Annotated in this window: 28 protein-coding genes and 1 pseudogene; 8 read left to right on the plus strand and 21 right to left on the minus strand. The window is 70.0% G+C overall.

Annotation, left to right across the window (positions count from 1 at the left end; genetic code table 11):
• Window positions 1-84: 84 nt before the first annotated feature.
• A complete protein-coding gene (iolB, locus tag ALI22I_RS40505; RefSeq protein ID WP_077010846.1) occupies window positions 85-966 on the plus strand; it encodes a 5-deoxy-glucuronate isomerase in 882 nt (293 codons plus the stop codon).
• A 146-nt stretch (window positions 967-1,112) separates the two neighbouring features.
• Here iolB and ALI22I_RS54140 read toward each other — a convergent pair.
• Both ALI22I_RS54140 and ALI22I_RS54145 read right to left on the minus strand, forming a co-directional pair.
• Window positions 1,113-1,790: pseudogene (locus ALI22I_RS54140) on the minus strand (RNA-guided endonuclease InsQ/TnpB family protein); the annotation flags it as partial.
• Window positions 1,791-2,192: an RNA-guided endonuclease InsQ/TnpB family protein gene (locus tag ALI22I_RS54145; protein WP_238598795.1), complete on the minus strand. Its 402-nt coding sequence runs from the start codon at window positions 2,190-2,192 to the stop codon at window positions 1,791-1,793. It lies immediately after the preceding pseudogene.
• A gap of 110 nt (window positions 2,193-2,302) precedes the next feature.
• On the opposite strand from ALI22I_RS54145, the gene iolD reads away from it, so the two are divergent.
• Window positions 2,303-4,150 carry a 3D-(3,5/4)-trihydroxycyclohexane-1,2-dione acylhydrolase (decyclizing) gene (iolD, locus tag ALI22I_RS40515; protein WP_077010847.1) on the plus strand — a complete coding sequence of 616 codons (1,848 nt, stop codon included), beginning with the start codon at window positions 2,303-2,305 and terminating at the stop codon, window positions 4,148-4,150.
• Window positions 4,151-4,227: 77 nt separating this feature from the next.
• On the opposite strand, the gene ALI22I_RS40520 is transcribed toward iolD, so the two are convergent.
• The 3 genes from ALI22I_RS40520 to ALI22I_RS40530 form a co-directional block, all read right to left on the minus strand.
• Window positions 4,228-4,593 (minus strand): hypothetical protein, encoded by a 366-nt coding sequence (locus ALI22I_RS40520; RefSeq protein WP_077010848.1) that lies wholly within the window; start codon window positions 4,591-4,593, stop codon window positions 4,228-4,230.
• Window positions 4,590-5,417 carry a hypothetical protein gene (locus ALI22I_RS40525; protein WP_077010849.1) on the minus strand — a complete coding sequence of 276 codons (828 nt, stop codon included), beginning with the start codon at window positions 5,415-5,417 and terminating at the stop codon, window positions 4,590-4,592. Before ALI22I_RS40525 ends, ALI22I_RS40520 begins: the two co-directional genes overlap by 4 nt.
• Window positions 5,418-5,521: 104 nt before the next feature.
• On the minus strand, window positions 5,522-6,208 hold the full coding sequence (locus tag ALI22I_RS40530) for a Crp/Fnr family transcriptional regulator (RefSeq protein ID WP_238598796.1): 687 nt from the start codon (window positions 6,206-6,208) through the stop codon (window positions 5,522-5,524).
• Window positions 6,209-6,554: 346 nt separating this feature from the next.
• On the opposite strand from ALI22I_RS40530, the gene ALI22I_RS40535 reads away from it, so the two are divergent.
• Window positions 6,555-7,619 (plus strand): NADH:flavin oxidoreductase/NADH oxidase, encoded by a 1,065-nt coding sequence (locus ALI22I_RS40535; RefSeq protein WP_077010851.1) that lies wholly within the window; start codon window positions 6,555-6,557, stop codon window positions 7,617-7,619.
• Window positions 7,620-7,691: 72 nt separating this feature from the next.
• On the opposite strand, the gene ALI22I_RS40540 is transcribed toward ALI22I_RS40535, so the two are convergent.
• Complete coding sequence (locus tag ALI22I_RS40540; protein WP_053714276.1) at window positions 7,692-7,877, minus strand: DUF3073 domain-containing protein; 186 nt, start codon at window positions 7,875-7,877, stop codon at window positions 7,692-7,694.
• Window positions 7,878-8,039: 162 nt separating this feature from the next.
• Between ALI22I_RS40540 and ALI22I_RS40545 the strand changes: the two genes are divergently transcribed.
• Entirely contained in the window at window positions 8,040-8,921 is an 882-nt protein-coding gene (locus ALI22I_RS40545; protein WP_077010852.1) for a hypothetical protein, read from the plus strand.
• Here the strand turns inward: ALI22I_RS40545 and ALI22I_RS40550 are convergent.
• From ALI22I_RS40550 to ALI22I_RS40570, 5 genes are all read right to left on the minus strand, one after another.
• Window positions 8,874-10,070, minus strand: a complete 1,197-nt coding sequence (locus ALI22I_RS40550) for an MFS transporter (RefSeq protein ID WP_238598797.1) — start codon at window positions 10,068-10,070, stop codon at window positions 8,874-8,876. The genes ALI22I_RS40545 and ALI22I_RS40550 overlap by 48 nt on opposite strands.
• An 80-nt stretch (window positions 10,071-10,150) precedes the next feature.
• Window positions 10,151-10,732: an RsiG family protein gene (locus tag ALI22I_RS40555; RefSeq protein ID WP_077010854.1), complete on the minus strand. Its 582-nt coding sequence runs from the start codon at window positions 10,730-10,732 to the stop codon at window positions 10,151-10,153.
• A 60-nt stretch (window positions 10,733-10,792) separates the two neighbouring features.
• A complete protein-coding gene (locus tag ALI22I_RS40560) occupies window positions 10,793-11,641 on the minus strand; it encodes a 3-keto-5-aminohexanoate cleavage protein (protein WP_077010855.1) in 849 nt (282 codons plus the stop codon).
• A 101-nt stretch (window positions 11,642-11,742) separates the two neighbouring features.
• The gene (gene ygfZ, locus ALI22I_RS40565; RefSeq protein WP_077010856.1) at window positions 11,743-12,834 is read right to left on the minus strand and encodes a CAF17-like 4Fe-4S cluster assembly/insertion protein YgfZ; all 1,092 of its coding nucleotides are present in this window, start codon (window positions 12,832-12,834) and stop codon (window positions 11,743-11,745) included.
• Entirely contained in the window at window positions 12,831-13,298 is a 468-nt protein-coding gene (locus ALI22I_RS40570; protein ID WP_274523035.1) for a Fur family transcriptional regulator, read from the minus strand. Before ALI22I_RS40570 ends, ygfZ begins: the two co-directional genes overlap by 4 nt.
• A gap of 34 nt (window positions 13,299-13,332) precedes the next feature.
• On the opposite strand from ALI22I_RS40570, the gene ALI22I_RS40575 reads away from it, so the two are divergent.
• The gene (locus ALI22I_RS40575; protein WP_077010857.1) at window positions 13,333-14,175 is read left to right on the plus strand and encodes an aminodeoxychorismate lyase; all 843 of its coding nucleotides are present in this window, start codon (window positions 13,333-13,335) and stop codon (window positions 14,173-14,175) included.
• A 178-nt stretch (window positions 14,176-14,353) separates the two neighbouring features.
• On the opposite strand, the gene ALI22I_RS40580 is transcribed toward ALI22I_RS40575, so the two are convergent.
• The 10 genes from ALI22I_RS40580 to ALI22I_RS40620 all read right to left on the minus strand — a co-directional run bounded on the left by ALI22I_RS40580 (window position 14,354) and on the right by ALI22I_RS40620 (window position 20,947).
• A complete protein-coding gene (locus ALI22I_RS40580; protein WP_083752357.1) occupies window positions 14,354-15,319 on the minus strand; it encodes a biotin-dependent carboxyltransferase family protein in 966 nt (321 codons plus the stop codon).
• Window positions 15,316-15,921: a 5-oxoprolinase subunit B family protein gene (locus tag ALI22I_RS40585; RefSeq protein WP_077011198.1), complete on the minus strand. Its 606-nt coding sequence runs from the start codon at window positions 15,919-15,921 to the stop codon at window positions 15,316-15,318. Before ALI22I_RS40585 ends, ALI22I_RS40580 begins: the two co-directional genes overlap by 4 nt.
• Window positions 15,922-16,126: 205 nt before the next feature.
• The gene (locus ALI22I_RS40590) at window positions 16,127-16,762 is read right to left on the minus strand and encodes an FABP family protein (protein WP_077010858.1); all 636 of its coding nucleotides are present in this window, start codon (window positions 16,760-16,762) and stop codon (window positions 16,127-16,129) included.
• Window positions 16,763-16,973: 211 nt separating this feature from the next.
• Window positions 16,974-17,273 carry a DUF1416 domain-containing protein gene (locus ALI22I_RS40595; RefSeq protein ID WP_077010859.1) on the minus strand — a complete coding sequence of 100 codons (300 nt, stop codon included), beginning with the start codon at window positions 17,271-17,273 and terminating at the stop codon, window positions 16,974-16,976.
• A 2-nt stretch (window positions 17,274-17,275) separates the two neighbouring features.
• On the minus strand, window positions 17,276-18,121 hold the full coding sequence (locus ALI22I_RS40600; RefSeq protein WP_077010860.1) for a sulfurtransferase: 846 nt from the start codon (window positions 18,119-18,121) through the stop codon (window positions 17,276-17,278).
• 24 nt (window positions 18,122-18,145) lie between these two features.
• Window positions 18,146-18,598 carry a DUF4395 domain-containing protein gene (locus ALI22I_RS40605; protein WP_077010861.1) on the minus strand — a complete coding sequence of 151 codons (453 nt, stop codon included), beginning with the start codon at window positions 18,596-18,598 and terminating at the stop codon, window positions 18,146-18,148.
• A 106-nt stretch (window positions 18,599-18,704) separates the two neighbouring features.
• Window positions 18,705-18,782: a putative leader peptide gene (locus tag ALI22I_RS55760; protein WP_443217019.1), complete on the minus strand. Its 78-nt coding sequence runs from the start codon at window positions 18,780-18,782 to the stop codon at window positions 18,705-18,707.
• 66 nt (window positions 18,783-18,848) lie between these two features.
• Entirely contained in the window at window positions 18,849-19,274 is a 426-nt protein-coding gene (locus ALI22I_RS40610) for a TlpA family protein disulfide reductase (RefSeq protein WP_077010862.1), read from the minus strand.
• Window positions 19,275-20,078 (minus strand): LmeA family phospholipid-binding protein, encoded by an 804-nt coding sequence (locus ALI22I_RS40615; RefSeq protein ID WP_077010863.1) that lies wholly within the window; start codon window positions 20,076-20,078, stop codon window positions 19,275-19,277.
• A complete protein-coding gene (locus ALI22I_RS40620; protein WP_443217006.1) occupies window positions 20,075-20,947 on the minus strand; it encodes an alpha/beta hydrolase family protein in 873 nt (290 codons plus the stop codon). Before ALI22I_RS40620 ends, ALI22I_RS40615 begins: the two co-directional genes overlap by 4 nt.
• 108 nt (window positions 20,948-21,055) lie before the next feature.
• Between ALI22I_RS40620 and ALI22I_RS40625 the strand changes: the two genes are divergently transcribed.
• The 3 genes from ALI22I_RS40625 to pstS all read left to right on the plus strand — a co-directional run bounded on the left by ALI22I_RS40625 (window position 21,056) and on the right by pstS (window position 24,155).
• Window positions 21,056-21,811 (plus strand): winged helix-turn-helix transcriptional regulator, encoded by a 756-nt coding sequence (locus tag ALI22I_RS40625; protein ID WP_077010864.1) that lies wholly within the window; start codon window positions 21,056-21,058, stop codon window positions 21,809-21,811.
• A gap of 152 nt (window positions 21,812-21,963) precedes the next feature.
• Window positions 21,964-22,842 carry a mycothiol synthase gene (gene mshD / locus ALI22I_RS40630; RefSeq protein ID WP_077010865.1) on the plus strand — a complete coding sequence of 293 codons (879 nt, stop codon included), beginning with the start codon at window positions 21,964-21,966 and terminating at the stop codon, window positions 22,840-22,842.
• Window positions 22,843-23,033: 191 nt separating this feature from the next.
• Window positions 23,034-24,155: a phosphate ABC transporter substrate-binding protein PstS gene (gene pstS / locus ALI22I_RS40635; RefSeq protein ID WP_077010866.1), complete on the plus strand. Its 1,122-nt coding sequence runs from the start codon at window positions 23,034-23,036 to the stop codon at window positions 24,153-24,155.
• Window positions 24,156-24,164 lie beyond the last annotated feature (9 nt).

The following is a 24,164-nucleotide window of genomic DNA, read 5'->3' on the forward strand; positions in this document are numbered from 1 at the left end:
GGGCGAGGCGGTGCAGGGCGAGATTGCGCAAGGCGAGATTGCGCAGGGTGCGGACGTGTCGGGTACGGCGAGGGGAGTGGACGGATGAGCCTGCACCGGCCGTTGGGCACGTTGTCGGATGGCGAGAACGCTGTCGAGCTCACGCCCGAGACCGCAGGGTGGGATCACACCGGGTTGCGGGTGTTGTTGTTGCACCCCGGTGGGGTGACCACGTTCGAGACCGGCGATTTCGAAGCGTTCGTGCTCCCGCTCTCCGGCGGCTGCGTGGTCGAGGTCGACGGGGAGCGGTTCGAGTTGCGGGGGCGGGATTCCGTCTTCACCCGGGTGACGGACTTCGCCTACGTGCCACGGGACGCACGGGTGCGATTGTCCACAACGGACGGCGTCGAAGTGGCCCTGCCGATGGCGCGTTGCGAGCGCAGGCTCACGCCCAAGTACGGGCCGGCCGACGACGTGCCGGTGGAGGTCCGGGGCGCGGGCAGCGCCACCCGTCAGGTCACGAACTTCGGCATCCCCGGCGTCTGGGACCACGCGGACAAGCTCATCGCCTGCGAACTGATCACCCCCGACGGCAACTGGTCCTCCTACCCGCCGCACAAGCACGACCACACCTGCGACGTCGTCAACGAAGAGATCTACTACTTCCGCATCGCCGGCCGGGACAAGATCACCCCATCGCGTGAAGGTTTCGGTCTCCACCGCACCTACACCGACGACGGCGACATCGACGAGGACGTCGTCGTCCGCGACGGCGACGTCTTCCTGATCCCACGCGGCTACCACGGTCCGTGCGTCGCCGCCCCCGGCTACCCCATGTACTACCTGAACGTGTTGGCCGGACCGGGCGCCGAGCGGTCCCTGGCGTTCTGCGACGACCCCGCGCACACCTGGATCCGGGACACCTGGGCGAGCCAGGAACTCGACCCGCGCTGTCCCGTCACGACTGCCGAAGGACGGGTGGATTGACTTCCTCCCCACGCCTGAAGACGAGGGATTCCAACCCTCTCGGGTTGGGTTTCCTGCTTCATGGGCGATCGCCTCACCGACTGTTGTCGGGTTGGTCTTACACCGCCTCCACAGGCGGCGACCGCCAGCCCGGCGGCCAGGATGTTGCGTGCCGCGTTGACGTCCCGGTCGTGGGCTGTCCCGCAACCGGGGCAGGTCCATTCCCGAACGCCCAAGGGCAGCGTGTCGAGCAGTCGCCCGCAATCCGAGCAGGTCTTGCTCGACGGGAACCACCGGTCGATGGCGATCACGTCGCGGCCGTACCAGGCCGCTTTGTACTCCAACTGGGAGCGGAACTCCGACCACGCGGCGTCGGAGATGGCACGCGCCAGGCTGCCGCTGCGCAGCATGCCGGACACGTTCAGGTCCTCGATCACGATCGTTTGGTTCTCACGAACGAGCCGAGTGGTCAGTTTGTGCAGGAAGTCCCGCCTGCGATCGGTGATCCGGGCGTGTACCCGCGCGACCTTCCGTCGGGCCTTGGCCCGGTTGTTGCTGCCTTTCTGCTTGCGTGCCAGGCCTTTCTGGGCGAGAGCGAGCCTGGCACGGTCGCGGTTCCCGTGCCGCGGGTTGGTGATCTTCTCCCCGGTGGACAGCGTCACCAGGCTCGTGATCCCGGCGTCCACCCCGACCGTGGCATCCGTGGACGCCAGGTGGGCAACGGCGGTTTCGACCAGCAAGGACACGTGCCACCGGCCCGCATGATCACACGACACCGTGACCGTGGACGGCTCCGCGCCCTCAGGCAGCGGACGCGACCACACGATCGCCAACGGCTGGTCCATCTACGCCAGGGTGAGTTGGCCGTCGCGCCAGCGGAATGCCGATCGGGTGTACTCCGCCGATGCCTTCCCGCGCTTGCGGGACTTGAACCGCGGATACTTCGCGCGTTTCTCCCAGAAATTGACGAACGCGCCTTGCAGGTGCCGCAGGCACTGCTGCAACGGCACCGACGAGACGCCACCGAGGAACGCGAGCTCCTCGGTTTTCTTCCAGCCGGTGAGCATCGCGGAAGTCTCGGCGTAGTTCACGCGCCGCTGCTCGGTGCACCACGCGGCCGTCCTCGCTTCGAGTGCCTTGTTGTACACCAGCCGGACACAGCCGAAGGTGCGCAGCAACTCCTGCTCCTGCTGCGTGGTCGGCACGAAGCGGTACTTGTAGGCCCGCTTCACCAACGTCTTCGACACGTCTCACACACTAACGCGCCAGCATGTGAACACCCGGAAAGGGTTGATCCCAGCGGGGATCGGCTCCTCCCCACGGCTACAGCCGGGGGTCTCCGCCGATTGGAGTTTCGATGAGGCTCACCACCGCACAAGCACTGGTCCGCTGGCTCCTGGCGCAACGCACCGAGCTCCCCGACAACACCGAGGGCCCGCTGTTCCCCGGCGTGTTCGCGATCTTCGGCCACGGCAACGTCCTCGGCCTCGGCAACGCCCTCGAAGAATTCCGGACCGAGATCCCGGTCTGGCGCGGCCACAACGAGCAGGGCATGGCCCTGGCCGCGGTCGGCATCGGCAAGGCCACCCACCGCCGCCAGGTCGGCGTCGCCACGTCGTCCATCGGACCGGGCGCGCTGAACATGGTCACCGCCGCCGGCGTGGCCCACGCCAACCGCCTGCCGCTGCTCCTGCTCCCCGGCGACACGTTCACCAGCCGCGCGCCGGACCCGGTGTTGCAGCAGGTCGAGCACTACGGCGACCCGACGACCACGGTCAACGACGCGTTCCGGGCGGTCAGCCGGTACTTCGACCGGATCACCCGCCCGGAACAGCTGCTCAACACCCTCCCGCAGGTGGCCCGCGTCCTGACCGATCCGGCCGACTGCGGCCCCGTCACCCTCGCCCTGCCGCAGGACGTGCAGGCGGAGTCGTTCGACTTCCCGGACGCACTGTTCACCCCGGTCGTCCACCGCCCGACCCGCCCCCGCCCGGACATCCGAGCCCTCACCGAAGCAGCCGAAACACTGCGCCGAGCCCGCAAGCCGCTGCTGGTCCTGGGCGGCGGCGTGCGGTACTCCCGCGCGGCCGGTCGCGCGATCCGTTTCGCCGAACAACACGCCATCCCGATCGCCGAGACGACCGCCGGCCGCACGCTCGTCCCGCACGACCACCCGCTGCACGCCGGACCGCTCGGCATCACCGGCTCCACCTCGGCGAACGTCCTGGCCGCCGAGGCCGACGTGGTCCTGGCCGTCGGCACCCGCCTCCAGGACTTCACCACCGCCTCGTGGACCGTTTTCGCGCCCGATGTCCGAATCGTCTCGCTCAACGCCGCCCGGTACGACGCGGTGAAGCACGGCGCGCTGTCGCTGGTGGCCGACGCGGACGAAGGACTGCGCGAGCTCACCGACGAACTGGGTGACTGGCAGGCCGACGCCACCTGGGCCGCACGGGCGGGACAGGAACGGGCGAAGTGGGATGCGCACATCGAGGGGTTGCGCGCACCCGCCACAACACCGACGTACGCGCAGGTCGTGGGCGTGGTCAACGACCTGTCCACGCCGGAGGACTACGTGATGACGGCGTCCGGCGGGATGCCGGGCGAGCTGATCGGCGGCTGGCGCGCGATCGGCGAGGCGAGCATGGACGTCGAGTACGGCTTTTCCTGCATGGGCTACGAGCTGGCCGGCGCGTGGGGTGCGGCGATCGCCCGACCGGACGGCGTGGTCACCACGCTGCTCGGCGACGGCTCGTACCTGATGCTCAACTCGGAGCTGTTCTCGGCGGCGTTCGCCGGGCACGGTTTCGTGGCCGTGGTGTGCGACAACGACGGCTACGCCGTCATCCACCGCCTCCAGACCGGCCAGGGCGGCGCGGGGTTCAACAACCTCTACGACGACGTCCGCACCGCGCACGCCCGACCGCCGCGCACCGATTTCGCCGCGCACGCCGCCTCGATGGGCTGCGCGACGTTCCCGGTGGACGACATCAAGGACCTCGCCGAGGCTTACCGCAAAGCGCGGGAAGTGGCCAAGACCGAACACCGCCCGGCCGTGGTCGTGATTCGCACCCACCCGTCCTCGTGGACGGAAGCGGGCGCGTGGTGGGAAGTCGGCGTCCCTGAAGTGGCGCACCGCCCGGAAATCACCGCGGCCCACCAGGAAGTGGCCACCGGAAAAGCGAAACAAATTCGCTACCTCTGACGAGAACGCCCGAGTTCCGCGAGCCACCGCTCAACCGGTGGCTCGCAAACTCCGGATCGCCGAAGCCGCGGACCCGCTCACCGGCGGGTGGCGGTCCCGGTGCCGTAGTCCTCGGCCGTGCGCGGCAAGGCGGGGCTGACGTCGTGGAGCACTGCCCGCAGGGGGCCGGCGGCTTCGGGGCGTTCCCACAGCATGGTGTGGATCGAACCGCGCCACTCGGTGGTGAACTCGGCCCGGGCCAGTTCCAGCCGCACCCGCGGCACCGCGACGAGCCTGCGCCGCGCCTCTTCCATCCGGGCGCTGACCAGGTCGAACAGTTCGGGTGCGAGGACCGCCGCCACCCGGGCCCGCAGGTCGGGCCACTGCTCGGTGTCCACGACCGTGGCCAGCGCCCCGGCTGCCGCGCCGGCGAGCAGTCTCAGCGGTTCCTCGCGCGCCATCATGCCCTCTCGTCAGTGTCCCGGCGGTAGATCGGGCCGAAGTGCGAGCCCCGCTGATCGTTGCGGTCGAAGTTCTGGATCACGTCCGCCTTCTGGGTCGGCACGTGCGCGTCGCGGCCGGCCTGGATGACCGTCGATCCGCCGGTGGCGACCGCGCTCTGGTTGACCGAGGACGGACCGGCGACGGGCGGGACCGGCACGACCGGGACCGCGTCGCCCGGCGTGACCTCGGGCGTGTCGTCCAGGACCAACGCGTGCGCGTCCCCGCTCGGCAGCCACATCCACCCGTGGCCGCTGAAGGTCTTCACCCGCACCTCCACGCGCCGGAAGATCTCCGGCCGCAGCGTGGTGTGCCGGGGCACGACCAGCGACGTGTAGATCACATCGGACAGCACCACGACGAGGTCGGCGTCGGTCTGCTCCAGCGCCGCGTGCGCCGGTTTGCTGTCGAGCAGCCTGCTGACCAGCACCGCGTCCTGGCCGGGGTAGCCGTTGGCGCCCTCGACCGTGGTGCCGAAGTGGATCGCCATCCGCATCCGCAGCCTGGCGTGCGGCACCCGGTACCGGTTGGTCGTGGCCAGTTCGGCGTCCAGCGCACGCACGTACCGGTCCACGACGTCGCCCTCCGGCGTCGAGACCGGCAGCACGGCCCACTCCTCGTCACCCTTGGCCTGACGCCGCCACGACGAGCGGTCCAGCCCGGCCGCCTCGCCCGCCCGGTCCAGGCTGCGCACCAGCAGCTCCTGCAACTCGCGTTGGAGCAGGTCGTCGACCGACCCGTAGCTCTTCAGGTCACAACACACCAGCAGACTGCGCTGGAAGCTCATGGGTTCGGCCTTTCGACGGGTGCGGACAACGGCCCGGACACGGCTGCGCAGAGTCACTGTGGAGTACCGCATCGGCGCGAATACCGCAGAATTGCGGTCTTGCGTCAGAACCCCGCGAATTTACGCAGTGCGGTCAGATCCGGCACCAGCACGTCACGTCTCAGGTGACTGACCACCACCCCCGCTTTTCGCAGATCGGAGAACGCCTTCTCGGCCGTTCGGGGCTTCATCCCGGCGATCGAGGCGAGTTCGACCTTCGTCAACGGAATTCCCAAGGTCCACCCGTGCGCCTCTTCGCGCCCGTAGGTCTGCACCAATTCGGCCAGTACCCGCGCCACCCGTTCGGCGGCCGGGTGGGACAGGAAATCCCGCCGGCGCTGGTTCGCCCAGCGCAGCCGGTCGTTGATCATCCCGATCAATTCCACGAACACGTCGTTGCGCCGGTGCAGGAAGCTCATCAGCTCACCACTGGTGATCAGCTTCGCGACCACGTCGCCGCACGTGACGACGGTGGCCGAGCGGGGTTTCTGGTCCAGCGCCGCCATCTCGCCGACCAGGTCGCCCGCGACTCGGATCGCGAGCAGCGCAGTGTCACCCGTTTCGTCGGTGGTCTGCACCTTGACCACGCCGTCGAGCAGGAGCAGGACATGAGTATCCTTCGCATCCTGTTCGATGACCTCGCGGTCGGCCGTGTACCGCACGACCGTGCCGATGTTCAACAGCTCTTGTCGGGTGTTGTCTCGGAGTCGACCCAGGAGGCTGTTGCTGGGCCACCCTGGATCCTGCGTCATCGTGGTCGGCATGGGCAGCATGTGGATCCTGTTACTGTCGTGACCGGCGGGAACTTCCAATGGGCCGACCTGCGTCGGGCTGCAAGTGATGGTCTCCCCGAACGTGCTGCGGACAGTACACCCGAATGGGCGTAACTGGTGTCCTCTTGTTCGGCGTTTTGCGCGCCGACCTCTCCTCGAAGATCACGTGCGAATGCACGCGCAATACCGATTCGAATGGAATTCCGCAGCTCTCGTGAGGTGGGACGGGCGTCACGCCGGGAACAAGCCGCCCGATCCGGGACCTTGGACCCGATGACGCGCCGAAGGGCTCGTCGCCGTACCCGAACGTCCCGAGGAGCCGCATGTGAGCCAGCTGTTCAGCCCGCTGACCCTCCGCGCCGTCACGTTGCCCAACCGCATCGCGGTCAGCCCCATGTGTCAATACTCTTCGCAGGACGGTCACCCGAACGAGTGGCACCTCGTGCACCTCGGTTCGCGCGCGATCGGCGGTGCCGGCCTGGTGTTCACCGAGGCGACCGCGGTGCAGGCGATCGGCCGGATCTCGCCCGAGGACGCCGGCATCTGGGACGACGCGCACATCGCCTCCTGGCGGCCGGTCGTGGACTTCATCCACGCGCACGGCGCCGTCGCCGGTGTGCAACTCGCCCACGCCGGCCGCAAGGGCTCTACCTACGCGCCGTTCGCGCCGCAACGGGGCGGTGTCGCCGACGTCGACGGCGGCTGGACGCCCGTCGCGCCCAGCGCCGAGCCGTTCCACGAGAGCTACCGGGTGCCCGTCGAACTGGACGCCGAGGGCATCGCGCAGGTCGTCGCCGACTTCGCCGCGGCGGCTCGCCGCGCGCTGGAAGCCGGTTTCCGGGTGGTCGAGGTGCACGCCGCGCACGGCTACCTCCTGCACGAGTTCCTGTCGCCGCTCAGCAACCACCGCACCGACGCCTACGGCGGCTCCCTGGAGAACCGCACCCGGTTGGTGCGCGAGGTCACCGCCGCCGTCCGGGAAGCCGTGGGCGAGGAGGTGCCGGTGTTCGCGCGCATCTCCGCCACCGACTGGGTCGAGGGCGGCTGGACCGCGGAGGACAGCGTCGTACTGGCGCGCGACCTCGCGGCCCTGGGTGCCGACGTGATCGACGTGTCCACCGGCGGCAACGTGCCCACGGCGGACATCCCGATCGGCCCCGGCTACCAGGTGCCGTTCGCCGAGACGGTTCGACGGAAGGCCGACGTGCCCACCGGGGCGGTCGGCATGATCACCGACGCCCGGCAGGCCGAGCAGGTCCTCGCCGATGGCTCGGCCGACCTGGTGCTGCTGGGGCGGGAGTTCCTGCGCGACCCGTACTGGCCGTTGCACGCGGCACAGCAGCTGGGGGTGCAGGTCAACCCGCCACGGCAGTACGCCAGGGCGTTCTAGGGCCCGCCGCAAAGGTTGGGCTGCCGGTTGAGAGAACCGGCAGCCCAACCTCAGCAGCGGGTGTTGGATACGTCAGCGACGGTAGTCGTCGTATTCATCGTCCGACGGCTCGTCGGAGCGTTCATCGCTCCGTCGGCCAGCAGCGATCTCGCCGCCGGACAGCTCGCGTTGCAAGGCGTCGACGTCGATGTTGTGGGAGCTGTATTTGAGCTCCCGCGCCACCTTGGTCTGCTTGGCCTTCGCTCGGCCGCGCCCCATGGCTCGACCCCCTCGCACAGGGACGGGGGCGGCCGGGGGAACGGCGGCCCCACTCGTCTCGACAACTGGTTCCTGGTAACTACCGTACCGTGTCGAAGGGGTTCCCCGCGACGCGGTAGGCGTGACACGTACCGCCAAATCTCACCATGGGAGGATGCGCGGGTGCCTCAACCGTTCGTCGCCTACCTCAGGGTGTACGAACCGCTGTCGGCTCTTGACGCACCGTTGGCCGATCAGGTGCGAAAAGCCCTGGAAAACGGGGTGTTGAGCCGTGCGGACGTCGGTGCGCGCGAACGGGAACTGTGGTTGCGATCACAGCTGGCCCGGCCGCGCCGCCTCCTGCCTGGTGAGCGGTCGGACGGCAGCGTCTCCCCCGACGCGCCGTTCGACGTGATGACCATCAGTCCCGCCGAGGTGCCCGGAGAAGTCGGACCGGGTCCCCTGGTCTGCCCGCTCGACCTGCGCGCCCGGTCCGCCGCCGCGCTGGTCGGCTTCCTCGCCACGTCCACCGGACCGCTCCAGGACGAGGCCGTGTCGGTCGAGCCGGACGCGATCCGGGCCCGGGCGTCCGCGGTGATGGCCGAGTTGACCGGTGGGGCGGTGCACGTCATCTCCACCACCTGGACGGTGCCGCTGCCCTGGTTCGCCCTGGTCGAGCCGGAGGCGCGGCGGGTCGTGCTGGCGCCGAAGGACGACCCGGAGCGCCAGGTGTCGTGGCGGGTGTCCATGGCGGACGCCCGCGCGCGGGTGGCCCGGGCGCACCGCGTGGTGTCCAGTTCCCTGGGTGACGCGGGTCCCGCCAAGGTCCTCCAGGACACCGGGCGCTGGCTCGACCACTTCGCGCCGGACTCGGCCGTCGAGCTGGACTACGGCGGCCTGGTGCAGCTCATCGACGACAAGGACCTGCTCGAAGACAGCTCGGCGACGGACGTCAACGCGATCGTGGACGCGCTGGAGGCCGGTGACGCCGAGGAGGTCGCCCTCCGGTACGAGCGGCTACGGGAGTTCTGGGGCGAGCTGGCGCGTCGCGAACGGCACGGCTAGCAGCACGCGGGCCCCCACGGCCGCCGCTGCCGCCATGAGCAGGGCGCCGGGCCAGCCGATGCTCACCGCGACCAACCCGGCCAACGGGGGCGTCACGGTGGCACTCAGGTAGTTGGCGGTATTTTGCATACCAAGTGCGATTCCGGTCCGGCCGGGCGGCGCCAGCTCCCCGGCGGCCGTGATCGCGACGCCGTTCCAGCACAGCGCCAGGGCGGCGGTCGGCACCAGGACCGCGGACAGCAGCCAAACCGGTGCCTGGTCGAGCGCCGCGCACAGCACGAACCCGACCGCGACCAGCACGCTCAGCACCTTCAGCGGCTGGACCCGGGTCGAAGACCGGTCCGACCACACCCCGACCACCAGCCGGCCGACCCCGCCCGTGACCTGGGCGGCGGCGAACAACCCGGCCGCCAGTCCGACGGCCACGCCGCGGTGGTCGTGCAGGAGTTCCACCATCAGGGCGGCGGCGGTGAACTGGGGGACGACCAGCAGCCCGCTGGCCGCGCTGAGCCGGATCAGGTTCGGGTCCTTGAGCACGACCCCGTGCTGTCCCTGGCCGGAGCGCACGGCCCACGGGGGCTCGCGAATCCACAACGCGATCGCGATCGCTACGAACCCGGTGAAGCCCGCCAGCGCCAGGAACGCCACCGGCACGCCGGCCCGCAGCGCGATCACCGGCAGCACCGCGGCGGCCAGTGCCGCGCCGAGCGGGGTGGCGGTCTGCCGCAGACCCATGGCGAACCCACGCCGTTCGGCGGGGAACCAGGTGAGCACCGCACGACCGCTGGCCGCGTTCACGCTCGCACCGAACAACCCCACGCCGACCAGCGCCAACCCGGCCACCACGGGCCCGTCGAACGCGGCCAGTGCCAGGCAGAGGGCGGCGCCGAACCCGCCGATGGTCATGACCAGGCGCTCACCGTGCCGGTCGGCCGCCGCGCCCCAGAGCACGAGGGTGAGCATGGTGCCGAGGTTGACCGCGCCGAGCAGCAGCCCGACCTGCGGCAGCGACAGCCCGAAGTGCTCGCGCAGCTGCGGGGTGATCGCCGGCAGACCCAGGAACACCGCGGCGTTGGTGCCTTGCGCGACCGCGCCGACCGCCAGCACCACCCACCGGTACCTCGACGGGGCCGATCGTTGTTGTGCCATCAACCGGCCACGTTAGGCAGCCGGTCCAGATCGCGGGAGTGCCGTCTTACAATCTGATACAGCTTACGTCTTGGGACGGCTTAGTCCTTGGTGCGACCGGGGTTGGTCGGCCACCCGCGCTCGGCCGCCAGCAGCTCGTCCACCGAGGCGCTGCCGTTCTGGTACCGCCCGGCGATCTCGGCGTTCAGCAGGTCGACCACGGCCTGCACCTCGCGCCGGCGTGACGAGACCGAGGCCTCCTCGCCGATGAACACCCGGAGCGCGAGGATCAGCTTGTCGTCCGAGAGCGCGCTCACGTCCGACAGGTCGACGTCCGACACCAACGCCTCGACGTGCCGCCGGTGCGCCTCGGCCCGAGACGGCTCCTGCGTCTGGTACCGACCCAGGCCGGTGGCCGGGCCGACGGCGTTCGACGCGAGGATGGTGGCCAGCTGGTCCACCACCGCCGAGCCGCCCGACATCCGCCGCTCCTGCTCCGCGCGCACGATGTCGATCCGCGCGTGCAGCAGTCGTCTGAGATACGACAGGTCGGTCTCCTCCTGCGCCGCTTCGTCGCGCAGTGCGCGCACCTCGGCGAGCGGGAGTCGCTCGACCCCCTCCGCGTAGTCAGGGGCGAGCACCCGGTCGATACGGCGGCGCCCGCCAGGACGCACCTCGATCACGTACTCATCCTGCGGTAGTTCGTGTCCACCCGCCAACACAAACCTGCTTCCAAAGTTGTCTCAAACCTGTACCGGACTGCGAACGCCCAAAAGTGCACGTGCGTCCGCATGTGAAAGGGGCGGTCGTTGGGCGATCTTCGCCAACCCGGCCGCACGGGCGACCAGCTGCGCGTTGTCCCGGACCGGCTGGCCTTTCGCATAAGAAATGGTGTCTTCCATGCCCACGCGGAGGTGCCCACCCGCGGCCAACGCGGTCAGCATCACCGGCAGCGTGGTCCGCCCGATGCCGGTGGCCGAGAACGACGCTCCCTCCGGCAGCAGCCGCAACGCCGCCACCAGGGTTTCCGCGTCACCCGGCATACCGCCCGGCACGCCCATCACCAGGTCGACGTGCACCTTGCCGCCCGCGGGCAGCCCGTGCTGGTCCAGCAGCCGCCGCAGCGACGCCAGCTGGCCGATGTCGAAGATCTCGTACTCCGGGACGATGCCCCGCTCCTGCATCCCCTTGTGCAACGCGACGATGAACTCCCAGCGGTTCAGGAACACGTCGTCGCCGAAGTTCACCGTGCCCATGGTGCAGGACGCCGAGTCCGGCAGGGCGTCGAGCACGCGCAGCCGGTCGGCCTCCGGGTCGGTCACCGCGCCACCCGTGGACAGCTGCACGATCAGGTTCGTGTTCGCGCGCAGCGCGGCGACGGTCTCCTTGAGCAGCCCGAGGTCCAGTGTCGGCTTGGTGTCCGCGCCGCGGATGTGCACGTGGACCATGGCGGCGCCGACCTGCTCGCACGCCTGTGCGGCGCGGACCAGTTCCTCCATGGTGACCGGCAGCTGGGGGACGTCGGCCTTCGCGTGCTCGGCCCCGGTGGGGGCGACGGTGAGCAGCGTGCCGTGGGCTCCGGGTCGGGACATGTCCTGATCCTGACACAGAACCCGTTCGGACTAGCGCCTCAGCGGTACCGGTGGGGGCAGGAACCCCAGGCAGCCGCGGTCGCCGGTTTTCCGGTCCGGATCTACCGGCCCAGGTTGCGCGCCGCCTCCCGGCCGAGGCCGGGGGTGTCCGGCGGCACCGAGTCGGGATCGACGGACGCCTGGACCCGCCGGTCCTCCGCGCCCACCAGCAGCTCGGTCTCCGGTCCGATCGACCGCTTGACCAGCGCCAGCACGATCGTGCCCAGCTCGTGGTGCAACGCCACGCTGCCGACCCGGCCGACCACGCGGTCTCCGGCCAGCACCGGGTCGCCGGTCTCCGGCTGCACCTCGCGGGACCCGTCCAGGTGCAGGAGCAGCATCCGGCGCGGCGGGCGGCCGACGTTGTGCACCTTGGAGACCGTCTCCTGGCCCCGGTAGCAGCCCTTGTCGAGGTGCACGGCCTCGCCGATCCAGTTCACCTCGTGCGGGATGGTCTTCTCGTCCGTGTCCACGCCCAGCCGCGGGTGCAGGGACTCCACGCGCAGCGCCTCGAACGCCCAGCTGCCGGCCGGGCGCGCGCCCGCGTCGGTCAGCTTGCGCCACCACTCGGCGATGTCGCCGCGCGGGATCACCAGGTCGACCGCGTCCTGGCCGGGCCACGTCATGCGGCGGGCGAAGCCGCCCTCCAGCGCGACGACACCGTGCGGGCCGGCGGGCAAGGGCAGGTCCAGGTTGTCGAACAACCCGACGGTCTCCGGGCCGATCACGGTCAGCACCGCCAGCTCGGCCGTCGCGTCCCGCGGCTCGACCTTCGACCAGAACACCATCTTGGTCAGGTACGCCAGCAGCTCGGCCGCCCGCGACTGCTCGGTGTCGAGGTAGACCACACCGCCGACGTTCGCCACGACCGCGTGGTGCTCGACCCGGCCCTGCACGTCCAGGATCAGCATCTCGGTGCCCTGGTCCTCGTCGAGCGCGGTGAAGTGCTGGCTGGTCAGCGAGTGCAGCCAGGTCAGCCGGTCGTCACCTGACACCGCGATGACGGCCCGGTGCGAGCGGTCGAACACCGCGACCGACCGCACGGCCGCGCGCTGTTCGGCGAACGGGTCGCCGAAATGCCACGGCACACCCTGGTCGGGAGAGCCCTCGAACGGCCCCACCGCACCAGGGGCGGTCAACAGCGGTGAATTCACTCGGACTCCTTCGGTGCTCGTTCGGCCTTCGACGCTCTCTCGGCGAGGCACTCGCGGCACGTGCCGGACAGCGCGAGGTGGCTCGCATCAAGTTCGAACCCGTACTCCGCCCGCAGTGTTCCCCCTAGAGGGGAGAGGAGTTCGCACGGCACCTCGTTCACCCGCCCGCACCGGTGGCACACCAGGTGCACGTGCTCGTGCTCGTCCACCGAGTAGTTCGGCGCGCCGTGGCCGAGGTGCGTGTGCCGGACCAGGCCGAGCCGGTCCAGCAGGTCCAGCGTGCGGTAGACGGTGGTGATGTTCACCGTGGGCGCGGTGACCTGGACGCGCTGGCAGATCTGCTCCGGCGTCGCGTGCCCCAGTTCGCGCACCGCGTCCAGCACGAGCTGGCGCTGGGGCGTCATCCGCATGCCGCGGTCGTGCAGCGTTTTGCGCAGGGCTTTCGGGGCGCTGGCGGTGTCCACGAATTCGATGGTAGGCCGTGAGTAGTCTCACGGTATGCGCGTGCTCGCACTACTGGACGGAACCCTGGCCGACCCGGACGCCCCGCTGATCCGGGTCGACGACTACGGCCTGATGCGCGGCGACGGGATCTTCGAGACGATCCTCGTCGTCGGCCGCAAGCCCCGGGAGCTCGGTCCGCACCTGGACCGGCTGGCCCGCTCGGCGGCCATGCTCGACCTGCCCGAACCCGACCGCGGCGCGTTCGAGCGCGCCGTCGACCTGGTGCTGGACAACTGGACGGGTGGCGCGGAGATCGCGTTGAAGCTCGTCTACACCCGCGGTGTCGAAGGCGGTGACGGCACACCGACCGGTTTCGCTCTGGGGATGGACATCGCGCCGAAGGTGATGGCGCAGCGCGTGGACGGCATCGCCGCCGTGACGCTGGACCGGGGGATCGAGCCGGGCCTGATGGAGCGCGCGCCGTGGCTGCTGCTGGGCGCCAAGTCGCTGTCGTACGCGGTGAACATGGCCGCGATCCGCGAGGCCGAACGGCGCGGCGCGTCCGAGGTCGTGTTCACCACGTCGTCCGGCTCGGTACTCGAAGGCCCGACGTCCACGCTGATCATGGTGCGCAGCCGCACCCTGACCACGCCGCCCGCGAACCTGGGCATCCTGCCCGGCACCACGCAGGCCGCGCTGTTCCGGGCGGCCAAGCGCGAGGGCTGGACCATCGAGGTGCGGCCGATCGCGGTGGAGGACCTGTACTCGGCGGACGGCGTGCTCCTGGTGTCGAGCGTCCGCAAGATCACGCGCGTGCACACGTTGGACGGCAAGACCCTGCCGGACTCCGTTGAGCTGCACGCGCAGTTGGCCGACCTGTACGAGTCGGAGTACTGAATTGATGGCCGCTGCTCCGCAGACGGCGGGCTCGGTCGCCTGGAAGTCGGCCGCTCACGCCTCATTTTCCGACGATCGAAAAGCGTGATCGCCGGAAAATGAGTCACGAACGACCGACGCGACCTCGCGGTGGTGGTTGCGTTGTGTTCAGGTCTGGGCGAGCGGGCCTGGGGGCGAATCAGGGCTGAGGGGCGAAGCGGAGCGGCGTGCCCGGGATGGCCTGGCCGAGCAGTGGGAGGGCGTCCTCCGGGACCACGCCGATCACCGGGTAGCCGCCGGTCGTCGGGTGGTCGGCGAGGAAGACGACGGGGCTGCCGTCGGCCGGGACCTGCACCGCGCCGGTGATCAGGCCTTCGCTCGGCAGTTCCTGGCCGACCCGGCACGAGACCCGGTCGAGGGCGGTGCCGGTGAGGCGGATGCCGACCCGGTTGCTGCGGTCGGACACCGTCCAGCGGCCCGCGCTGAGTTGGCGCGTCGGGTTGTCGAACCAGTCGTCACGCGGGCCGAGGAAGACGGGGACGATCAGCTCGTCCGGCACCTGCACGGGCACCAGCACGTCGACGCCCACCGGCACGCCGGTCGGATCGCCGAGGGGGAGTTCGTCGTCGGGCTGGAGCGGTGCCGGGCCGAGGCCGGAGAGCAGGTCGGTGGACCGGCTGCCCAGGTCGGCCGGGACGGTGATGCCGCCGGACACCGCGACGTACGACCGCAGTCCGCCTCGGGGTGTGCCGAGGGTGAGGGTGTCGCCGGCGGCCAGGTGCAGCGGCGAGTCGCGGAGGACCCCGTTGACCCAGGTCGGGGTTGTCGGGCCGGTGACGGCGATCGTGCACGAGGTGTCGGCGCGCAGGGACAGGCCGCCGAGGAGGACTTCGAGGCCGGCGGCGTCCTCGGGGTTGCCGACCAGGCGGTTGGCCAGCGTGAACGACGGCACGTCCAGGGCGCCGGAGGGCGGGACGCCGAGGTGGGCGTTGCCCGGTCGGCCCAGGTCCTGGATCAGCGTCTGCGGGCCGGTGCGCAGGACGGTGAGGGTGCGCGAGTGTTGAACTCGGGGGTCCTGAACGTAGGACTCACGCGTTCTGAGCGTTCGACTCTCGTGTTCTGAGCGTTCGACTCTCGCGTTCTGGAGGGAGGACTCGCGGGTCATGGGGTGGCCTCGAAGCGGACGCGGTGGCCGGGGGTGAGCAGGGCCGGGGTGGGGCGGCGCGGGTCGAACAGCGGCGCGTCGGTGCGGCCGATCAGCCGCCAGCCGCCGGGGGTGGCCCGGGGGTAGGCGGCGGTGTACTCGCCGGCCACGGCCACCGAGCCCGCCGGGACCTTGGTGCGCGGCGAGTCGAGGCGGGGTTGGCGCAGCGGTTCCGGCAGGCCGGTCAGGTAGGCGAAGCCGGGGGCGAACCCGCAGAACGCCACCTGGTAGGTCGCGCCGGCGTGCAGGTCGACCACCTCGGCGGTGGTCAGGCCGGCGGTCTCGGCGACCAGGTCGAGGTCCGGGCCGTCGTAGCGGACCGGGATGACCACCTCGTCGGAGACGGTTCCGGGGTGGTGGACCAGGTCGACGGTGGTCAGCATCTTGCGGACTGCCTGCATCGCGCCGGGTCTGGTGACGATCAGGACTGTTCGGGCAGCCGGGACGAGTTCGACCACGTCCGGCAGCTCGGCCGCCTCGACCGCGGCGCGCACGGCTTCCACCTCGCCGAGCGAGTCCACCTCGACCAGCACCGCGTGGGTGCCGCAACGCCGCAGCTGCATGAGCACAGCGTAGAACCTGTGAGGATTGTTGAACAATCTGTGTTCGATGGCCGCTGCTCCGCAGACGGCGGGCTCGGTCGCCTGGAAGTCGACCGCTCACGCCTCATTTTCCGACGATCGAAGAGCGTGATCGCCGGAAAATGAGTCGCGAACGATCGACGCGACCTCGCGTGGTGGTCGGTTCAGGGTCGCGGGCGGCGCAGGTTCAGCCGACCCAGCGCTGGAGCTGGGCGGAGGTGTGCGGCTGGAGGGGCTGGCCGACCATGGCGCGCTCTTCGACGTACGCCAGGTCGCCGTTGTTGACGATGCCGTACAGCCGCTGCGCGCCGGTGACCTCCTTGGCGGTCGCCGTGCGGATCACCGCGTCGGTGCCGAACTCCCACGACGTCTGGTTGCGCGGCTTGCCGTAGTACAGCTCCACGATCCCGGTGTTGTGCGTGAGCAGCACCTCGATCGTGTCGTCCGGCTGGGGACGCCAGAAGCCGGTCTCCCGTGCCGCCTGGCGGATCACCCCGCCGTTCTCGTCGAGCAGCCACGCGCGCGCCTCGTAGTAGAGGAACGGGCGGCCGTCGTGCGCGAAGGTGATCTGCTGCCCGAACCGGCGGGGGCCGTCGATGGTGGAGTACACGACCTCGCCCTCACCGCGCCACACGCCGACCAGCGGCAGCAGCGCCAGGCAGGCGTCGTGCAGCGAGGGACCGGAGCGCAGGTTCGCGGTGTCCGCCGGGATCGGCAGGTCGTCGAACTGCGGCAGGTTGCGCGCACCCGTCACGGAAGCGCGCGAAGCGGCGGCCTGGACGGCCGCGTCACCACTGCCCGGAACGGGCCCGTTGTCGCTCACCGCTGGTCGGAGAACAGGCGGTACACCACGTACCCGGCGAACCACACGATCAGCAGGGACACGAGGATCAGCAATCCTGTGAAGAAGTGTTCCACCCGCCGAGTTTATCGTCACGCCCCGGAAAGCCGCCGACCCCGGTGGCGAACGCCACCGGGGTCGGCGAGCAGGTAGCGCCGGGACTGAGCCCGTGCACTCCTGTGAATCACACAGCTCAGGCCACCGCGACCTCGACCGGGTGCACGCCCGGCCCCTCCGCGTTGACCGACGCCTGCCCGTTGCCCGACCGGTGCAGCGCGCGGATGGTCCACGTGCCCGGCGCGGCGTAGAAGCGGAAGTCGCCCTCGGCCGAGGACACGACCTCGGCGGTGAACTCGCCGGACGCGTCCAGCAGGCGCACGAACGCGCCACCGACCGGACCGCCCTCCGAGCGGACCTTGCCGGTCAACACAACCTCGTTCGCGCCCACCTGGACCTCCACGCCCTGCTCCGGTGCACCACAGCCGTTGCTCATTGTCAGGCCTCCTTGCCGCTGCCGAGCTCGACCGGCACGCCGACCAGCGAGCCGTACTCGGTCCAGGAACCGTCGTAGTTCTTCACGTCCTCGTGGCCGAGCAGCTCGTGCAGCGCGAACCACGTGTGCGACGAGCGCTCGCCGATGCGGCAGTAGGCGATCGTCTTGCGCGAGCCGTCGAAACCGGCCTCGCCGTAGATCTCGGCCAGCTCCTCGTTCGACTTGAACGTGCCGTCCTCGTTGGCCGCCTTGCTCCACGGCACGTTGATCGCGCTCGGGATGTGGCCGGCGCGCTGCGCCTGCTCCTGCGGCAGGTGGGCGGGCGCCAGCAGCTTGCCGGAGAACTCGTCCGGCGAGCGCACGTCGACCAGGTTCTTCTGGCCGATCGCGTCCACGACCTCGTCGCGGAACGCGCGCAGCGCCAGGTTCTGCTCCTGGGCGGTGTACGCGGTCGTCTCGCGCACGACCGGCTCCTTGTCCAGCGGACGGCCGTCCAGCTCCCACTTCTTGCGGCCGCCGTCGAGCAGCTTCACCGCGTCGTGGCCGTACAGCTTGAAGTACCAGTACGCGTAGGCGGCGAACCAGTTGTTGTTGCCGCCGTAGAGGATGACCGTGTCGTCGTTGGAGATGCCCTTGGCGGACAGCAGCTTCTCGAAGCCCTCGCGGTCGACGAAGTCGCGCCGCACCGGGTCCTGGAGCTCGTTCTTCCAGTCGATCTTCACCGCGCCGGGGATGTGGCCCCCGTCGTAGGCGCTGATGTCCTCGTCCACCTCGACGAACACCACGCCGGGCGTGTTGAGGTTCTCCTCGGACCAAGCGGCCGAGACCAGGACGTCTTCACGGCTCATCGAGCTGCTCCAATTTCTTCGTTCTTACTGCGACGGTGTCGACTGGGGTCGGGCGAGTGCGGGTGCGTAACGGCGCAGGAGCAGGAACATCTCGCAGCCAAGGCACAGGCCGAGCGCGGCGTTGAGCAGCGCGGCGACCAGCGCGGCGGACGTCGCGACGACTCCGAGCGCGGTGAGGCCGGTGGCGTACCCGACCGTGCCCACCAGGGCGAAGACGAACCCGACACCCTGCGCGAACCGCAGCGGGGCGGCTTCCTCGCGCTCGGTCGTCGGCGTGATCCTCGGCTGGACGGCGTACCGGTAGACGTGGCCCCACGGGTTGAGCTTGAGCGAGATGAACGCGCACAGGCCGAACATCACGGTCTGCGCGGCGAGCAACCGCCACGACCCGGTCAGCAGCACGACCGCTAACACGACGGTGGTGATCCAGGCGCTGAACCGCGGACCACGCGGGTCCACGGGGGCATCTTTCGGCACGGCGACCTCCTGACGGTGGACAAGACTGGGCAGTCCGTCTTCAGGCGGTGTTAGGGGCAGGCGCACACGTCCGTCAAGGGCGTGCGGGCCGCCGGGGACCGCCCGGTCAGCGCGCCGCGCGACACAGGCTGCTGCGCACGCGGCACAGGTCCACCGCGAGTCGCTTGGTCAGCAGCATGGTCATGGATTGGAGACTAGCCGGTCATCTCTGCTGTCGGGAGTGGCGTCCATCTGGTGGGAGTTCGCAGGTTCACCCGATCGGTCGAGGCAGGTGTGGGCGCAACGCCGCAATAAGCGTGTCCCGCTTCGGGACGCCGCCGACGCGCAGGAGTTCCGCGCCGGACGCGTCCAGCGCCAGCGTCGTCGGCGCGCGCAGCACCCCGAGATCGGCCGCGACCTCCGGCAGGTCGGTCACGTCGAGTTCGACGTGCCGCAGCCCCTCGGTGCGCCCGGCGAGGTCTTCGAGCAGCGCTCGGGTCTGCCGGCAGGTGGCGCAGAACGTCGTCGAGACCTGGACCAGCGTGACGGGGGTGCCAGGGTGGAGCAGATCGCGCACCGGGGCGGGCAGGCCGTCGCGCGGTTTCGCCACGCGGACGCGGCCGTTCCGCGCGCGCAGCACCACGCCGATCACGGCCACCAGCGCGACCGCGCCGAGCAGCGCCCAGACCCCGGTCATCTAGTTGCCGCCTTCATCCAAGGGGATGTCGTTGATAGCGCCTTCCACGGTGAACGCACCGCTCTCCACCTTGACAGCGGTCGGCGTCACCGTGAAGGGCAGCTCACCCGGGTCGATGGTCACGCTCAACGCCTCGCGCACCACGCCGAGCACCGCGTCCAGCCCGTCCAACGCCAGGTCGTCCACCTCGACGTCGTTCATCGCGATCATCACCTGGCCGTTGACCAGCGACACCGAGCCGTACGCGCTGATCCGGACGGTGCGGCCGGCGACCTTGGTGTTGCCGGACAGCTTCACCGCCGCGACCGTCGGGTCCGGCTCCTGCCCGGCGGGCGGCTCGGTGCGGGTGTCCGGCTCGATGGCCATGTCGGTGAACGGCGTGACCTGGTTGACCAGCCGGTTCAGGTCCGTCGCCTTGATCTTGACGCTGCCCTTGACCTGGTCGATCTTCGCGCCGCGGGTGTTGCCGGCCAACAGGTCCGACAGGCCGATGCGGACGTGGTAGAGGTTCGCGTGGATCTCCAGGTCGCGCAGCTGGTCCTGCACCGGCACGCCGGAGGCGCTGATCTCGATGTCGCGGTAGTCGCCGCCGACGGCCTGCGTGATGAACGGGAAGCCGTTGATCCGGACCGACGGGTCCTCGCTCAGTTTGAACTTCTCCCGCATCTTCTGCGCGACCTGGTACTCGCCCGCCGCGGCCAACCCGAAGTCGGCCGCGACCAGCAGCCCGCCGATGACGAGGGCGGCGATGATCAGCTTGCGCCCGCGGGTGGGACGGCGGCGCTTGGTCTCGGTCGCGGTCATCGCCTGCCCTTTGTCTGGTCGTCTGCGGCGTCTTGTCCTGCGGGGTCCTGCGAGCGTTCTGCGTGGTGTGAGCGTTCTGCCTGGTGGGAGCTTTCGGCAAGCCAGGTCGCGATCCGGTCTACCAGAGCCGGCGTCATCGCCGACTCGGCGTGCCGGACGCCGGGCTCCAACCACAGCTCCGCCGCGCCACCCGCCGCGCGGTGCAGCGCGACGGCGTGCGCGGGACCGAAGTAGTGGTCCTCTTCACCGTGCACGATCAGCAGTGGTGTGGGGGTGATGCGGTGCACCACCTCCAGCGGGCTCTCCGGCGTCGTCGTCCACGGCGGGCCGAGGCGCACGCCCAGCGCACGGGCGGCCAGTCTGCCGTGCGGCTGTTCGAGCAGCCAGTGCACCCGGCGCATGGCCACCGTGTCCCGCACCCACCAGCGCGACGGCGCGCTGATCGCCGCGACGGCGTCCGGTTTGTCCTCGTGCAGGGCGGCGTGGCGCAGGGCGACGGACGCGCCCATGGAGAACCCGACCGTCACCACGCGTCGGTACCCGAGATCACGGGCGAGCGAAACACCGGCCGCGAGGTCGTGGATTTCGTCACTGCCCACCGAGGACCGGCCGGCGGAGCGCCCGTGGCCCCGGAAGTCCAGTGCGACGACCCCGCCATGCCGTGCGAACCGCTGCAACACGCGCGAAACGAACGGCTTTCGGACGTGGTTGGTGAAGCCATGACCCACCACGAATGCGAGATCCGTCACGGAGTGTGTTGATCTCACGTGCAAACCGTGCAAGACGACAGCATCGTGTGACACGGATGTAACAGGGGTGACGCTTGTGGAAACAACTGTGACTCTGACCTGCTGACCTGGGTCTTTCATCGTGTGCACCGGTATTGTCTCCGTCATCCGCAGGCAACGGGGCCCGGTCACCGTACTTCGCTGTGCTTGGTCGGTGACCAAGCACCGGCCGAACGAGAGGGCGCCGCGATGAGTATCGACGTGCTGCTGTTGACCACCGACTCCGACCCCGAGGCGGTTCTCCCCGCGCTGTCGCTCCTCCCGCACGAGGTGCGTCCGCTGCGGCCGGAGGTCTCGGCGCTGCTGGAGGCAGGTCCGCACGACATCGTCCTGGTCGATGCCAGGACCGACCTGGTCGCCGCGCGCAGCCTGTGCCGGCTGCTGGACTCCAGCGGGGTGGACGTGCCCGTGGTGGCGATCGTCACCGAGGGTGGTCTGGTCGCGGTGAACTCCGACTGGAGCGTGGACGAGATCCTGCTCCCCACCTCCGGCCCGGCCGAGGTGGACGCCAGACTGCGCCTGGTGCGCTCCCGGCGCGGCACCACGCAGCCCGGTGGCGACGGCTCGCTGCAGCTCGGTGAGCTGGTCATCGACGAGGCGACGTACACCGCGCGCCTGCGCGGCCGTCCGCTCGACCTCACCTACAAGGAGTTCGAGCTGCTGAAGTACCTGGCGCAGCACGCGGGTCGGGTCTTCACCCGCGCCCAGCTGCTCCAGGAGGTCTGGGGTTACGACTTCTTCGGTGGCACCCGGACCGTGGACGTGCACGTCCGGCGGCTGCGCGCCAAGCTCGGCCCCGAGCACGAGTCCCTGATCGGCACCGTGCGCAACGTGGGCTACAAGTTCGTCCGCCCGCCGCGCCCGGGCAGCAACCGCCGCGTCGAGCACGCCATCGACACGCCGGAGACCACGATCGACGACGCCGAGCTGATCTTCCGTGCTTAATGGCCGCTGCTCCGCAGACGGCGGCTCGGTCGCCTGGGAAGTCGGCCGCTCACGCCTCATCTTCCGACGATCGAAAAGCATGATCGCCGGAAAATGAGTCACGAACGACCGACGCGACCTCGCGGGCGGTCCGGCCGAGTAGGTTTTCCCGTGTGGAATTGACCTGGTTCGAGGAAGTGACCCCCGAGCAGGCCGACGAGATCTCCGGTCTGCTCGGGGCTGCCCAATCCGCCGACGGTGTCGCTCCTGTCGGCGAGGCCGTTGTGCTGCGGTTGCGCCCCGGCGCACCTGGCAGCAAGCACCTCCTGGCCCGTGACGATGACCGGCTCGTCGGTTACCTGCACCTGGACGTCTTCGGCGATTCCGACAGCAACGAGGTCGCCGAGCTGGCCGTCCACCCCGACCACCGCCGTCGCGGTGTCGGTGGCGCGCTGGTCGAAGCCGTGGCCGACCGCGCCAAGCCCCTCCGGATCTGGTCGCACGGCGGCCACCCCGGCGCCGAGGCGCTCGCCGCCAAGTTCGGCTACCTCAAGGTCCGCGAGCTGCTGCGCCTGCGCCGCCCGCTCGACGGCGACCTGCCCGAGCCCGTCCTGCCCGACGGCGTCACGCTGCGCTCGTTCGTGCCCGGTCGGGACGAGGCGGCCGTGGTCTACGTCAACCACCGCGCGTTCTCGTGGCACCCCGAGCAGGGCGCGATGAGCATCGAGGACGTGCGGCAGAAGGAAGAGCAGCCGTGGTTCGACCCGGCCGGCTTCCTGCTGGCCGTCGACGCCGACGAACGGCTCCTCGGCTACCACTGGACCAAGGCGCACAGCGCCGAACTGGGCGAGGTCTACGTGGTGGGCGTCGACCCGGACGCACAGGGTGACGGCCTCGGCAAGGCCATCACGCTCGCCGGCCTCGCGCACCTCCGCGACACCGGGCGCACCGAAGTGATGCTGTACGTCGAATCCGACAACGCTGCGGCACTGGCCGTGTACAGCCGGTTGGGATTCACTCTCTGGGACTCGGACGTCCAATACGCCCGGTAGTGACAAACCCATCACGCCATGCAAACGTGCAGGTCACGGGACACCCAAAAGGCGGTGTACTCAGTCACCTCCCGTGTGGTGTTCACCTCGCGTTCATCTTCTCCTGGGTGCCTGTCCACCCTCGCTGCCTACCGTCCGTGTCGAGCGGCGGAAGTTCGCCGCGAAATCCGCTTTGTAGCTGGAGGACCCAGGTGAAGACCAAGCGACACGGCGCCGTTCTCGGCCTGATCGCGGCCGGTGCGCTTCTGCTCACCGCGTGTGGCAGCGACGCGAACACCCCCGGCGCGGGCTCGACGCCTGCGGCCGGCGACTCGTCCGTGCCGGTCGAGTGCGGTGGGAAGTCGAAGCTCAGCGCAGAGGGCTCTTCGGCGCAGCAGAACGCGATCGCCACGTTCATCCAGGCGTACAAGGCGAAGTGCCCCGACGCCGACCTCGCCTACAACCCCTCGGGCTCCGGCGCCGGCGTCAAGCAGTTCAACGCGGGCCAGGTCGACTTCGGCGGCTCCGACTCGCCGCTGTCCGAGAGCAAGGGTGAGGTCGCCGCGGCGGCCGAGCGCTGCAAGGGCAACCCGGCGTGGAACCTGCCGCTGGTGTTCGGCCCGGTCGCGCTCGGTTACAAGCTCGAAGGCGTCACCGACCTGACGCTGACCGGCGAGGTCGCCGCCAAGATCTTCAACGGCACCGTCAAGAAGTGGAACGACCCGGCCATCAAGGCCGTCAACGGCAGCGCGTCGCTGCCGGACAAGGACATCAAGGTCGTCTACCGCTCGGACGAGTCCGGCACCACGGACAACTTCCAGAAGTACCTGACCGCCGCCTCGAAGGGCGCGTGGACCCAGGGCGACGGCAAGCAGTTCAAGGGTGGCGTCGGCGAGGCCAAGGAGAAGTCCGCCGGTGTCGCGCAGGCCGCCGGTTCGGTCGACGGCGCCATCACCTACGTCGAGCTGTCGTTCGCGCAGGACAACAAGCTGTCCATCGCCAAGATCGACAACGGCTCCGGCCCGGTCGAGCTGACCAACGAGACGGTCGGCAAGGCCATCGACGGCGCGACGATCAAGGGCGCCGGCAACGACCTGGTGCTCGACCTGAACTCGATCTACGGCTCCACCACCGCGGGCGCCTACCCGCTGCTGCTGGCCACCTACGAGATCGTCTGCTCCAAGGGCTACGACGCCGACACCGCGAAGGCCGTCAAGGCGTTCCTCACGGTGGCGGCGACCACGGGCCAGGACGGTCTCGCGGACGCGGGCTACGCTCCGCTGCCGAAGGCCTTCCAGGACAAGCTGCTGACCGCCATCCAGGCCATCGCCTGATCAGGCCGG

Source organism: Saccharothrix sp. ALI-22-I, assembly GCF_001984175.1.
Taxonomy (GTDB): Bacteria; Actinomycetota; Actinomycetes; order Mycobacteriales; family Pseudonocardiaceae; genus Actinosynnema.

Bases quoted from the DNA above. Each gene is read 5' to 3' on its own strand.
- ALI22I_RS40520 (WP_077010848.1), bottom strand. From the start codon at position 4,593: ATGATGGCGCGCGAGGAACCGCTGAGACTGCTCGCCGGCGCGGCAGCC.
- ALI22I_RS40600 (WP_077010860.1), bottom strand. From the start codon at position 18,121: ATGAGCCGTGAAGACGTCCTGGTCTCGGCCGCTTGGTCCGAGGAGAAC.
- iolB (WP_077010846.1), top strand. From the start codon at position 85: ATGAGCCTGCACCGGCCGTTGGGCACGTTGTCGGATGGCGAGAACGCT.
- ALI22I_RS40620 (WP_443217006.1), bottom strand. From the start codon at position 20,947: ATGAAAGACCCAGGTCAGCAGGTCAGAGTCACAGTTGTTTCCACAAGC.
- ALI22I_RS40610 (WP_077010862.1), bottom strand. From the start codon at position 19,274: ATGACCGGGGTCTGGGCGCTGCTCGGCGCGGTCGCGCTGGTGGCCGTG.
- ALI22I_RS40615 (WP_077010863.1), bottom strand. From the start codon at position 20,078: ATGACCGCGACCGAGACCAAGCGCCGCCGTCCCACCCGCGGGCGCAAG.
- ALI22I_RS40575 (WP_077010857.1), top strand. From the start codon at position 13,333: ATGCGCGTGCTCGCACTACTGGACGGAACCCTGGCCGACCCGGACGCC.
- ALI22I_RS40530 (WP_238598796.1), bottom strand. From the start codon at position 6,208: ATGACGCAGGATCCAGGGTGGCCCAGCAACAGCCTCCTGGGTCGACTC.
- ALI22I_RS40580 (WP_083752357.1), bottom strand. From the start codon at position 15,319: ATGACCCGCGAGTCCTCCCTCCAGAACGCGAGAGTCGAACGCTCAGAA.
- ALI22I_RS55760 (WP_443217019.1), bottom strand. From the start codon at position 18,782: ATGACCATGCTGCTGACCAAGCGACTCGCGGTGGACCTGTGCCGCGTG.
- ALI22I_RS40525 (WP_077010849.1), bottom strand. From the start codon at position 5,417: ATGAGCTTCCAGCGCAGTCTGCTGGTGTGTTGTGACCTGAAGAGCTAC.
- iolD (WP_077010847.1), top strand. From the start codon at position 2,303: ATGAGGCTCACCACCGCACAAGCACTGGTCCGCTGGCTCCTGGCGCAA.
- ALI22I_RS40550 (WP_238598797.1), bottom strand. From the start codon at position 10,070: ATGGCACAACAACGATCGGCCCCGTCGAGGTACCGGTGGGTGGTGCTG.
- ALI22I_RS40585 (WP_077011198.1), bottom strand. From the start codon at position 15,921: ATGCAGCTGCGGCGTTGCGGCACCCACGCGGTGCTGGTCGAGGTGGAC.
- ALI22I_RS40595 (WP_077010859.1), bottom strand. From the start codon at position 17,273: ATGAGCAACGGCTGTGGTGCACCGGAGCAGGGCGTGGAGGTCCAGGTG.
- ALI22I_RS40540 (WP_053714276.1), bottom strand. From the start codon at position 7,877: ATGGGGCGCGGCCGAGCGAAGGCCAAGCAGACCAAGGTGGCGCGGGAG.
- ALI22I_RS40560 (WP_077010855.1), bottom strand. From the start codon at position 11,641: ATGTCCCGACCCGGAGCCCACGGCACGCTGCTCACCGTCGCCCCCACC.
- ALI22I_RS40625 (WP_077010864.1), top strand. From the start codon at position 21,056: ATGAGTATCGACGTGCTGCTGTTGACCACCGACTCCGACCCCGAGGCG.